This window comes from Pseudoalteromonas sp. UBA6610 (genome assembly GCF_002433295.1).
In the GTDB taxonomy this organism is placed as follows: domain Bacteria; phylum Pseudomonadota; class Gammaproteobacteria; order Enterobacterales; family Alteromonadaceae; genus Pseudoalteromonas; species Pseudoalteromonas atlantica.
The window spans coordinates 1-11,820 of sequence record NZ_DJHW01000053.1 but is presented as its reverse complement, the minus strand read 5'-3'; the positions used below and the strand labels follow the sequence as shown (position 1 = coordinate 11,820).

At 38.4% G+C, this 11,820-nt stretch carries 12 protein-coding genes; 9 read left to right on the top strand and 3 right to left on the bottom strand.

Going from position 1 to position 11,820, the window contains the following annotated elements; translation table 11 throughout:
- Positions 1-87: 87 nt before the first annotated feature.
- Positions 88-837, bottom strand: coding sequence for a pyruvate dehydrogenase complex transcriptional repressor PdhR (gene pdhR, locus B4F91_RS06945; RefSeq protein WP_004588597.1), 750 nt, complete (start codon positions 835-837; stop codon positions 88-90).
- 669 nt (positions 838-1,506) lie between these two features.
- Between pdhR and B4F91_RS06940 the strand changes: the two genes are divergently transcribed.
- Entirely contained in the window at positions 1,507-1,959 is a 453-nt protein-coding gene (locus B4F91_RS06940) for an REP-associated tyrosine transposase (RefSeq protein WP_286937540.1), read from the top strand.
- A 179-nt stretch (positions 1,960-2,138) separates the two neighbouring features.
- Here B4F91_RS06940 and ampE read toward each other — a convergent pair whose 3' ends face one another.
- Together ampE and ampD are read right to left on the bottom strand one after the other, a co-directional pair.
- A complete protein-coding gene (gene ampE / locus B4F91_RS06935) occupies positions 2,139-2,990 on the bottom strand; it encodes a beta-lactamase regulator AmpE (protein ID WP_286937541.1) in 852 nt (283 codons plus the stop codon).
- A gap of 13 nt (positions 2,991-3,003) precedes the next feature.
- Positions 3,004-3,558, bottom strand: a complete 555-nt coding sequence (ampD, locus tag B4F91_RS06930; RefSeq protein WP_273606789.1) for a 1,6-anhydro-N-acetylmuramyl-L-alanine amidase AmpD — start codon at positions 3,556-3,558, stop codon at positions 3,004-3,006.
- Between the two features lie 215 nt (positions 3,559-3,773).
- On the opposite strand from ampD, the gene nadC reads away from it, so the two are divergent.
- The 8 genes from nadC to yacG all read left to right on the top strand — a co-directional run bounded on the left by nadC (position 3,774) and on the right by yacG (position 11,734).
- Entirely contained in the window at positions 3,774-4,625 is an 852-nt protein-coding gene (gene nadC, locus B4F91_RS06925; protein WP_286937543.1) for a carboxylating nicotinate-nucleotide diphosphorylase, read from the top strand.
- Positions 4,626-5,094: 469 nt separating this feature from the next.
- Positions 5,095-5,523 carry a pilin gene (locus B4F91_RS06920; RefSeq protein WP_288635484.1) on the top strand — a complete coding sequence of 143 codons (429 nt, stop codon included), beginning with the start codon at positions 5,095-5,097 and terminating at the stop codon, positions 5,521-5,523.
- 472 nt (positions 5,524-5,995) lie between these two features.
- Positions 5,996-6,853: an O-antigen ligase family protein gene (locus B4F91_RS06915; protein ID WP_286938668.1), complete on the top strand. Its 858-nt coding sequence runs from the start codon at positions 5,996-5,998 to the stop codon at positions 6,851-6,853.
- 10 nt (positions 6,854-6,863) lie between these two features.
- Positions 6,864-8,090: a type II secretion system F family protein gene (locus B4F91_RS06910; RefSeq protein WP_286938667.1), complete on the top strand. Its 1,227-nt coding sequence runs from the start codon at positions 6,864-6,866 to the stop codon at positions 8,088-8,090.
- Positions 8,091-8,120: 30 nt separating this feature from the next.
- The gene (locus B4F91_RS06905) at positions 8,121-9,011 is read left to right on the top strand and encodes a prepilin peptidase (RefSeq protein WP_286938666.1); all 891 of its coding nucleotides are present in this window, start codon (positions 8,121-8,123) and stop codon (positions 9,009-9,011) included.
- A 1-nt stretch (position 9,012) separates the two neighbouring features.
- Positions 9,013-9,633 carry a dephospho-CoA kinase gene (gene coaE / locus B4F91_RS06900; protein WP_004588604.1) on the top strand — a complete coding sequence of 207 codons (621 nt, stop codon included), beginning with the start codon at positions 9,013-9,015 and terminating at the stop codon, positions 9,631-9,633.
- Positions 9,634-9,779: 146 nt separating this feature from the next.
- On the top strand, positions 9,780-11,456 hold the full coding sequence (pilB, locus tag B4F91_RS06895) for a type IV-A pilus assembly ATPase PilB (protein WP_286938665.1): 1,677 nt from the start codon (positions 9,780-9,782) through the stop codon (positions 11,454-11,456).
- Between the two features lie 47 nt (positions 11,457-11,503).
- Positions 11,504-11,734, top strand: a complete 231-nt coding sequence (gene yacG / locus B4F91_RS06890) for a DNA gyrase inhibitor YacG (RefSeq protein ID WP_024031401.1) — start codon at positions 11,504-11,506, stop codon at positions 11,732-11,734.
- Positions 11,735-11,820 lie beyond the last annotated feature (86 nt).

Sequence of the window (11,820 nt, the reverse complement as noted above, 5' to 3'; positions counted from 1 at the left end):
GAGGTTTCCTTATGTTTAAAATACGAATGTTGTTAATTTAATACCACGTATACCTAATTTAGTGTGTTCTAAGTACAGCGTATTAGCTTAATTTTGTTTTGTGCGTCTTAAACTACGTTCAATTCGCGAATGCTCTTTACCCGCTTCAAGTAATGCTTCTTCAATAAAGGCTAAATGGGCATTACTTGCTAAACGGGCTTGTTCTGGATTGCCCTCAATTACGGCATCCATTAATAAGCGCCTATGCTGGGCTAATTGATTGCTAATATCTGGTTTTTTTAATAAAACCGTTAAGTTTTGCAATACATTTTGCTCCAGTAGCGCTTGCATGCCTCGCACTAAGTGAAGTAAAACCACGTTGTGTGAGGCTTCGGCTACACTAAAGTGAAACGCATTAATTGCTTTGGCTTTTAATTGTAAATCGTTATTAACTTGAGCAATTTTATCAAAGCTTTGTTTAACCTTGGTAAAATCGGTGCTGGTACCACGAAGCGCCGCATAATATGCAGCAATCCCTTCAAGTGCATGACGAAATTCAAGTAAATCGAACTGTGATTCAGGATGCTTACTGATCAAATCAAACAGCGGATCAGTGAGTCCTTCTTCAAGCTGATTTTTTACAAACGTGCCACCGCCTTGCCTGCGAGTGACCAATCCTTTTGCTTCTAGCTTTTGGATAGCTTCACGCAGTGAGGGGCGAGACACCTCAAACTGTTTTGCTAGTTCGCGCTCTGGCGGCAGTTTTTCACCTGGCGCTAATGAGCCCTCAAGAATCATATTCTCAAGTTGCTGTAAAATAACATCAGATAACTTTGCTGCTTTAATCTTTAAAGACATTAATCAACGTCCACGTTGCATAAATACTAAAAAGCCTAATTTTTAAGGCCTAGAGCTTGACGATTTACCCAAAAGGTAAATTGGTCATACCAAAAATTTTCAATAAGGTATCAAAAAGGCAAATAACTGTCAATTTACGGGTTATTTGAGCAATTAGAGTAGCGTAACGCATTTTGAACGAAGTTCAAACAATGCACAATTGAGGTTGTTTTATTCAAACGTTAACAAGATGAAAATAAATGGTCTGACCAGAGTAAATTAGAATATTCACTCTAGTTGAATTTATTGAAGAAATTAATTTTTGAATTGGAGAAAGTCGTAGCAGCGGGTTTACCCCGCGACTAACACCCTCTCCCGATACTCATCCTAAACGAGGTACACATTGCGCGATGTAAAATCGCGACTACACAAAACCGTAGCAGCGGGTTTACCCCGCGACCAATTATCTTGCCGCGAGACTCACCCTAAGCGAGGTACACATTGCGCGATATAAAATCGCGACTACACAAAACCGTAGCAGCAGGTTTAGCCCGCGACCAATTATACTGCCGCGATGCTCACCCTAAGAAAGATACACATTGCGCGATGTAAAATCGTGACTACGCAAGTCCATAAAAATTGCTACGCTTAAAATTAATCGGTCTGTAATTACTAAAATGCAGGAATGGTATGCATAGCTCATATTTATTGCGTAAAGGAAGAATATCTAAAGCAAACCACTATTATGCTATTACGTTAGTTCGCTACGAACGGAAAAATCTACTCACAAATTTAACAATCAATAGAGCAGTAATCAATGAAATGAAAAAGCTAGAGAAGGAGAAACAAATTAACTCAAATACATTTGTATTAATGCCGAATCACATTCATTGGTTATTTCAATTAAACGATATAGCAACATTAAGTGAGGTAATCAGAAATTTTAAAGGGCGCTCTGCAACTGCGTACCGAGAATTCAGTAAACAAAAACTTTGGCAGAAAGGGTTTTATGACCATTTAGTCAGGAGTGATGAAGATTTAACTCATTGCGCTAGATACATAGTCGCCAACCCATTACGTGCACATTTAATAAAAAACATTGCAGATTACCCATATTGGGACAGCATTTATTTAAACGCGTAGCAGCGGGTTTACCCCGCGACCTATTATCTCACCTCAGACTCACCCTAAACGAGTTACACATTGCGCGATGTAAAATCGCGACTACGCAAAATCGTAGCAGCGGGTTTACCCCGCGACCAACACCCTCACCCCGATATTCATCCTAAGCGCGGCGTACATTGCGCGATGTGAAATCGCGACTACGATAAACCGCCGAATAAAGTAAGCAGTGCGATAAGTACTAAATAAAAAAGCACGTTGCGTTTAACTAATTTAATCATACAAGTGGCTTCAATAGCACATCCGTAATAACGCTGCTCTACTTGCTCAGCCGCAAGTGCTGTACACGTAACAACTTTGCGGTTTGGCGTTTTAAAATCTAATACATAATGCAGCCAGCAGCTTGTACCTTTATTAAAGTTACCAATGACTAAATAGCCAAAGCTTGCAACACGCGCTGGTAGCCAATCTAGCCAAAATAATAATCTATGCAACAGATTAAAACGATTTGCAAACACCACTTTATGGTTTTCTTTAACTAAATCGGCCAACGTACGCACTATTGCATACAACACGGCTCCTGGGGCGCCAAGCATTACAAACCAAAAAATAACGGCGCAATAAAATCTAAAATTAATCCACGCTAAGGTTTGCCCAAATGTTTCTCCATCGTCTTCATCCTCTAGGTGTTTTTGCCCCATTTGTAGTGCGTATAATGAAGCCGCGGTTTTATCATCCCGCGTTAGTGCATTTAAATACGACTTATATAAAGCGCGGTGCTTAGCACAACCAAAACAAACCAATAAAACCGCAACATTTATAGCTAACTGCCACAGTACAAAGTCAGAGAGTACATATATAAGCGCAATAGCCACTACCGGCAAAACTAACCAAATTAAAAAGCCAATTGCCGTGCCAAACAATCCGTTTTCACTAAGTAATCTACCCGAGCGGTTTAAATAACCATTAACGTAATGGCTTATTTGCCAATACTGTGAGCGCGCACCTAAACGCTCAAGTATTAGTGCAATAATTATAGAAACTAAAATCATGATAGCGACTCACTTAATTTGCTTGTTCTAGCCTGCTTATATAAGCAGGCCAATTAAAACTTTCCCCAGGGTCGGTTTTTCGCCCTGGTGCTATATCGCAATGTCCTACAACTCGCTTAGTGGTGATAAGCGGGTAACGAGTCATAATTGCCTTTGTTAGGCTATGTAAGCTGGTGTACTGCGCCTGAGTGTAAGGTGTGGTATCTGTACCCTCAAGTTCAATGCCTATACTAAAGTTATTACATGCGCTTTGCCCTTCATATTCAGATTGCCCGGCATGCCACGCACGTTTATTAAATGGCACATATTGAATAATCTCGCCAGTACGTTTTATAAAACAGTGCGCTGACACTCTAAGCCCATTTAAATCACAAAAACTGGGGTGCGCATTACAGTCAATCTCACCCATAAACAGTGCATCAACGTATTCGGTGCCAAATTGCCCAGCCGGCAAGGAAATATTATGAATTACCAACAGCGAAATATCGGTATTTTCAGGGCGCTCATCAAAATGCGTACAGGGCCGCTGCGTTATATTAGCGGCAACTCCGCTTGAATCTATCTGCATTATTTTAATACCACGGTATACATAAACTTGATGCTAAAGGATTTATATAAAGAATGATAGCCATTGCGGTTAGCTAACATTCAGCTAGTAGCATTACTTTTAGTAGCCATGCTATATATGTAGGTTTAATAACCCCTGCTCATTTAAAAGCGCTTCTATTAGTTATTTAAACATAGTAAAATTTGCTTAATTTATTAACACTTATGAGCCTTCATATGTCAATTTCGCACACGCTTATTACTCAACTTGTCACCCTCGCCTTAGATGAAGATCTAAATTATCAATCAGCACAAGACGGCGACATTACCGCGCAGCTTATTCCACAAAACGAGCACGCAAATGCTAAAGTAATTACCCGCGAAGACTGCGTTTTTTGCGGTAAAGACATCATTATAGAAGTGTTTAAGCAAGTAGATCCAAGCGTTGAAGTAAACGTATTAGTAAATGATGGCGACTTTGTGCCAGCAAATAGCACCTTATTTACAGCTAAAGGTTCTGCCCGCGCTATTTTAACTGCAGAGCGTACCGCACTTAATTTTGTACAAACGCTTTCGGGTACCGCAACCACAACTGCAAATTATGTAAAAGAGCTTAGCGGCACCACAACCCAGCTGCTCGATACCCGTAAAACAATACCAGGACTCAGGCTACTTCAAAAATACGCTGTAAAATGCGGCGGCGGTGCAAATCACCGTATAGGCTTATTTGATGCGTTTTTAATTAAAGAAAACCATATAGCAGCGTGTGGCGGAATTGATAAAGCAGTCGCGCAAGCCAAGCAAAACCACCCTGCAAAACCCGTAGAAGTAGAAGTTGAGTCGTTAAATGAACTTGAGCAAGCCATTAATGCAGGCGCCGATATAATCATGCTCGACAATTTTAGCGTTGAACAAATTCAGCAAGCTGTGGTCACTACTAATAAGCGCGCTAAATTAGAGGTTTCTGGCAATATGACGCTAGAAACGCTTAAAACTTACTCGCAGGCAGGTGTCGACTTTATATCCAGCGGCGCACTTACAAAAAATTTACAATCAATCGATTTATCGATGCGTTTTGAGCAATTTTAAAACAGTAAATTTACCTTTACTATAGCTAATCAATTGACAATCTAAGAAAAAAGACTTTAAATAAGCCAAAAGAGCTACTTTGTAACATTTTGTTAAATAAAGTATCCTTTTTAGAAAAATATGTGTGCTTTAGGCATAAAAAAAGTGTTACACTAACCCAGTTGTATTACTTCCTTGAAAAGTATAGTAATAAGTAACTGCTTTTTGTTTTAATCTTAAAAAAATACCTAAAAGATTGAAGCAAATGTTCAGTATCTTTCCTATATTTAGTCTACTTTGTGTTTAGGTAGCCTGTGCAAGTTGCAACATAATGAACTCACATTTAGCTTTTGTGTTTCATACCTAAGGCTAAAAGTACGTGAAAATTTATTTTTAAGTAAATCTGTAAAGTTAATCAGGTAAATTAAGTTTGGCACTTTCGCCAGTAACCTGACTACCTTACAAAACATTATCCTTTAGGAGAGGAAACATGAAAACAATGACTCAAAAACAACAGGGTTTCACCCTAATTGAATTAATGATTGTTGTAGCAATCATCGGTATTCTTGCTGCAATCGCACTTCCACAGTACCAAGATTATACAGCTAAATCACAAGCTGGTTCTGCTTTCGCTGAAGTGTCAGCCCTTAAAACGCAGTTTGAAGTTGCAGTTAATGAAGGTAAAACCCCTTCGTTAGTAAATACTGAAGCAGGCTTCATTGGTCAAACTGCAAATGGTGGAACATATTGCACTGTAGCTCTGACTGATACTACAGCTATTGAATGTAAAATGAAAAATGGTAATGCTGCTAAAATAAACGGCAAGACTTTAACTCTTAATAGAAGCGCAGATGGTGTTTGGAGTTGTGCTACTGGTGGTGGTCTTGAAGCAAAATTCAAACCAGGCAACTGTAGCTAATCCGTCGAATATAAGGGCTAATACAACTTAGCCCTTTAACAACATGCATAAGATAGCCCCACTCCATATATTTTTAGCCTTATTTTTTGCAATAACCCTCTTACCATTTGTTCCAAACCTGTCTTATGATTACCATAATAGTCAAAGGGTTTTTCAATTCATTCTTTTATTATCATCTTTACTATTTTTTAGTAACATGGAAATTAAACTAGTTAATGTAGACACTGGAGTCAAATACGCTTTCTATCTTTTTATAGCCTTAAATATAGTATCGTCACTACTTTCTAACTTTCGTGTATCTAGTCTTTTCAATGTATTGCATTATATTGGTTTGTTTTATCTGGTCTTATACATTTGCCAACTAAATAAAAATAGCTTAAAGATAATCTGGATATCATTATTTTTGGCTCACAGTGCTTTAATTCTATTTTGCTTTTTGAATTTATTATTTACCCTAATAGAAAGATCAAATTTGTCTGCGCATTTAATCTATATGAAGTTTGACAACATTAGGCACTTCAATCATATCCAGCTATTAGTGCTACCTTTTTCACTCTACTTAATAAGAAATAAAAAATATAAAGTTATCGTTTTTTTATTGATATCTATTAATTTGCTACTTTTATTTATAGGTGGTTCACTCGCTATTTTGTTACTTTTACCTTTGATATTTCTCCTACTATATTTATTGGACTTAAGAACTTACCTTAATACATACTTATACTCTATCTTATTATCTATGCTCTTTTATTTTTGTATATGCTTATATTTACCAATAAGTGAGAGCAACGCTTTATATTTTTCAAGTTCTGGTAGATATGAAATGTGGCAAAACAGTATTTATGAGGGATTTAATTTATTTAGCGGTATTGGCCCTGGAAACTATAGTTACCGAATAAATACAACTGTTTTAAGTCATCCGCATAATTCAATAATTCAAATACTTGTTGAAAGTGGTATCTTGTCCGGAATTCTAATTATATTTATACTCGGGAAGATATTTTGGGTACAGTTAAACAACCAAAGTAATAGCACTGAGGCCGAAAGAGTTTACTTTTTAACCTTTATCTGTTGGGTTGTGTACTCTCTAGTTTCAGGGTTGATGGTTATGCCTGTTACTCAAGTTATTGGATGCTTATTATTAGGTTCATTAATACGTGTAACTAAATATGATGCCCCTATAGTAGTAAGTAAGTGGAATAAAATTTATTTGCTCCTATTTTGTACTGTTTACGGTACCATGTTTTACCGCTCTTACATCCAGCTCAATGCTGATACTCCAAAGATGGCAGGACCAAGCTTTTGGTCTGCTGGTGAAAAAAATTTATGATTAGGTATTTATGAAAAACAAAGACAATAAAAATTTAGATACTTTTTTATGGGTAGGTGTTAGTGCTCGAGGAAAGCGCCTTGAAGGGGAATTAACTAGTAGCAGCATTGCTATTGTGAAAGCACAATTACGTAAGCAAGGCATTACTCCATCTAAAGTGAAACGTAAGCCTAAACCGCTATTTGGCATACAAAGTGTTCAAAAAATTACACCAAAAGACATTGCCTTAGTCACTCGTCAAATTGCCACTATGCTTATGGCTGGCGTGCCATTAATTCAAGCGATCGAAATGATTGGCTCAGGCTCCACCAACAAAAGTGTTGCTAAGCTAATGGGGGACATTGGCGATGAAGTTAAAGCCGGTCAGCCTCTCTCACAGGCTCTCAGAAAACATCCTCGCTATTTTGATGATTTGTATTGTGATTTAGTGGCATCGGGTGAGCAATCGGGTGCGCTTGATAAAATATTTGACCGTGTTGCTTTATACAAAGAAAAATCAGAAGCGCTCAAGTCTAAAATTAAAAAGGCGATGTTTTATCCTATCGCGGTTTTAGTGGTTGCACTCATAGTTACCTCAATACTACTTATATTTGTAGTGCCGCAGTTTCAAGATATTTTTAATGGTTTTGGAGCACAACTCCCTGCATTTACCTTATTTGTTATTGGTATTTCTGAATTTATGCAAGAGTATTGGTGGGTTGCATTAATAACTGTTGTAGCCGCAGGTTGGATATTTAAGGAGGCAAGTTTAAGAAGTTTAAAACTAAGAGATGCAACCGACAGAGCCATATTAAAGCTCCCTATTATTGGTATGATTTTAAATAAAGCAGCTGTTGCCCGTTACGCTCGTACACTTTCGACTACTTTTGCTGCGGGTGTGCCACTAGTTGATGCACTTGACTCAGCTGCAGGTGCATCCGGTAATGCTGTGTATCGCTATGCTATTTTAGATATTAAAGCAGAGGTGAGCTCGGGTAATCAAATGAACTGGGCGATGCGTAACTCTAAAATATTTCCTGATATGGTTATTCAAATGGTAGCTATTGGTGAGGAATCAGGCTCGTTAGATGGTATGCTTGCTAAAGTAGCGACTATTTATGAGCAAGAGGTGGATGATGCTGTTGACGGATTGTCTAGTTTACTCGAGCCATTAATAATGGCTGTATTAGGTGTACTTGTCGGTGGTTTAATTATTGCTATGTATTTACCTATATTTGAGTTAGGTTCTGTTGTTTAGTTGTAGAGTTTTAGAGTTTTAGAGTTTTATATGCAAAGTATTATTGAAGTAATGCAAAGCCAATTGTGGTTTTATTTAACCACGGTTGGCTTAATTAGTTTATGTGTAGGTAGTTTTTTAAATGTAGTTATTTATCGATTGCCGTTAATGATGCAGCGAGAATGGCAAAGTGAATGTAGATTATTATTAGAAGATGAAATAACAGCCAAACCTACACGAGCCAGTAACAGTGAGCCATTTAATTTAGTAAAACCTAATTCTACCTGCCCTAAATGTAAAACCGCGATTAAGCCTTGGCAGAATATACCTATTATTAGCTGGATTGTGCTTAAAGGTAAATGCGCTAATTGTAGTAACCCAATATCAGCACGTTACCCAATAGTTGAAGCCATTACCGCGCTATTAAGTTTAGTTATTGCCTACAGTTTTGGGGCTACTGAGCACGCCCTTTTATATATTTTTGTAACCTGGATTTTAGTGGCGCTCACCTTTATTGATATTGACCATATGCTCTTGCCCGACCAGCTCACTTTACCTTTAGTATGGCTTGCACTTATAGCCGCTGTAATGGGTTTAACAATAAGCCCAAGCGATGCGATAGTGGGGGCAGCCTGCGGCTATTTAAGCCTGTGGAGTGTATTTTGGTTATTTAAGCTATTAACCGGCAAGGAAGGCATGGGCTATGGCGATTTTAAGTTACTGGCCGTATTTGGCGCACTGCTTGGGTGGCAGTCACTATTAACCATTATTTTGCTTTCAAGTGTGGTGGGCGCCATTATTGGTATTGCCCTTTTAAGTATCCAAGGTAAAGACAAAGCAACCCCTATCCCATTTGGCCCCTACTTAGCCATAGCGGGTTGGATAGCACTGCTGTGGGGCGCTCAAATTCAAGCTGCGTATTTTAATTTAATTGGTTATTAGTATGAATAAGCCAGCAACTAAAATAAACAATTGGGTATTGGGTTTAACAGGCGGTATTGGCTGCGGTAAAACGGCTGTTAGTAATATGTTTGAAGAACTGGGTATTTGCGTTGTTGATGCCGATATTATTGCTCGCCAAGTGGTAGCGCCTAATAGCACAGGGCTAAATGCAATCATTGAACACTTTGGCGAGGGTATTTTACTACCCGATGGCACATTAAACAGAGCAGCACTGCGCACTAAAATATTTACCAACAATGATGATAAAGAGTGGCTTAACGCACTATTACACCCACTTATTCGGGAAAAAATACTCACCGATTTAAATAATGCAAGCAGTGCTTATGTTGTATTAGTTGCACCATTATTGTTTGAAAATAAACTTAACAAATACTGCAACCGTACTTTATTGATTGATGTACCACAGCCTGTGCAGATTGAACGTACTATAAAACGCGACAATATTAGCCTTGAGCAAGTAAATAGCATTATAGCGTCGCAAATGCCGCGTGAAGAAAAACAACAAAAAGCTGATGATATTCTAAATAATGACCGCGATTTATCGCTTGTTCATGCAGAACTTGTTGTTCTTCATAAAAATTACCTACAATATGCAGTATAAAATACAACTAATGCCCCTTAATGCGGTCATAACAACATAAACTCGTAATTTGGTTAGCAGAAAAGGTGTTGATAAGCACAGCGAATTTAATCACCTGCTTTTTTCTGATAAATTGTTAACTATTGAAGGACTAAAATAGGTGCGCAATGAATATTAACTCACCGTTATTGAGAAAATTTATAACGCTTGGCCGCATTGATGCCGATACCGTAAAAGCAAAACAGCAAGAGTTTGCCTCAACCGCTGAGCTTATATCTAAATGTGGAAAAATTGACAGCAACGACTTAGCTGAACAATGTATAGACTTATTTCGCGTACCGTATTTTGATTTAAAAGACTTCGACCCTGCACAAATCCCCGAAGACTTAGTTAAAGAAAAGCTAATACGTAAACACCACATTTTACCGCTGGTTCAAAAAGGTAGAAAAGTATACATTGCCGCCTCAGATCCAACTGACTACGGTGCCTTTGAAAACTTTGAATTTAGCACCGGCTTATCGTGCGAAATAGTCGTGGTTGACTATATTCAGCTAGATAACAAAATTGAGCAACTACTTGATGCTGCAGGCAGCTTAGATTTAAGCGCCGATGAATTTAAAGAGTTTGCCGACTTAGATAATGAAGGCCCTAAAGAAACCACACCTAAAGATGATGATAAAGACGATGCGCCAATCATTGTTTATATCAATAAAATATTAATGGATGCCATTAAAAAAGGCACTTCTGATTTACACTTTGAACCTTACGAGCACAAATACCGTATTCGCTTTCGTATTGATGGTATTTTGCATGAAGTTGCCAACCCACCCAATACCTTAGCAAGTAAACTGTCGGCGCGTATCAAAGTAATGTCGAGGCTCGATATTGCTGAAAAACGTAAACCACAAGATGGCCGTATTAAATTAAAAATTACAGAGCGTAAAAGCATCGATTTTCGTGTAAGTACTATGCCTACATTATGGGGCGAAAAAATAGTAATGCGTATTCTTGATTCATCAAGCGCCATGCTAGGTATTGACGTATTAGGTTACGAAGAGGATCAAAAAAAGCTCTACATGGATGCGCTTGGGCAACCGCAAGGCATGATACTAGTTACCGGCCCAACGGGCTCTGGTAAAACCGTATCGCTTTATACAGGTTTAAATATACTTAACCAGCCAGAGCGTAACATTAGTACCGCCGAGGATCCGGTAGAGATAAACCTTGAAGGGGTTAACCAAGTACAAATTAACCCTAAAGCCGAAATGACCTTTGCTAACGCCCTGCGTGCATTTTTACGTCAAGATCCAGATGTAGTGATGGTAGGTGAAATACGTGACCTAGAAACCGCAGAAATTTCAATTAAAGCGGCGCAAACAGGTCACTTAGTGTTATCAACACTACATACCAACTCAGCGCCCGAAACCATAACGCGTTTATTAAATATGGGCGTGCCTGCGTATAACGTGGCAAGCTCTATAAGTTTGATTATTGCCCAGCGCTTAGCTAGGCGTTTATGCCCTAAGTGTAAAACTCCAGAAACACTGCCAGCAGAAGAATTGGCTCGTCAAGGATTTAGCACAACACAAATTGAAGACATGACACTATACGCACCCAAAGGCTGCGAAAATTGCACCGATGGTTACAAAGGCCGAGTGGGTATTTACGAAGTAATGCAAATTACTCCTGAAATTGCACAAATTATTATGCGCGGTGGCAACTCGCTCGAAATCGCAGAGGTATCGCTACAAGCTGGGTTTAATAACTTGCGATTATCGGGTTTACGAAAAGCCGCCGATGGTTTAACGTCTCTGGCTGAAATTAATCGCGTAACCAATATGTAGAAGTGATAGCCCTAATTAGGGCTAAAACACATTGTAGAGAGTAAAGTATGCCAACAATTGTTAACTGTCCAACCTGTAAAAACAAAGTTGAATGGTCACAGCAAAGCCCACATCGTCCTTTTTGTTCTAAGCGCTGTCAGCTTATTGATTTAGGTGAATGGTCTTTTGAGAACAATAAAATATCAACGCCTATTACCTCGGCTAACCAAATTAGCCAAGATATGATTGAAGATATTGAAGAGATGATGGCTAAAAACGATGACGACTTTTTTAAATAAGCGTTTTTCACCCTCTTAAACGACAAAAGCCAGCATTAAGCTGGCTTTTTAGTGTTTAATCTATGTCTTGTCCTGAAATGTGTTTA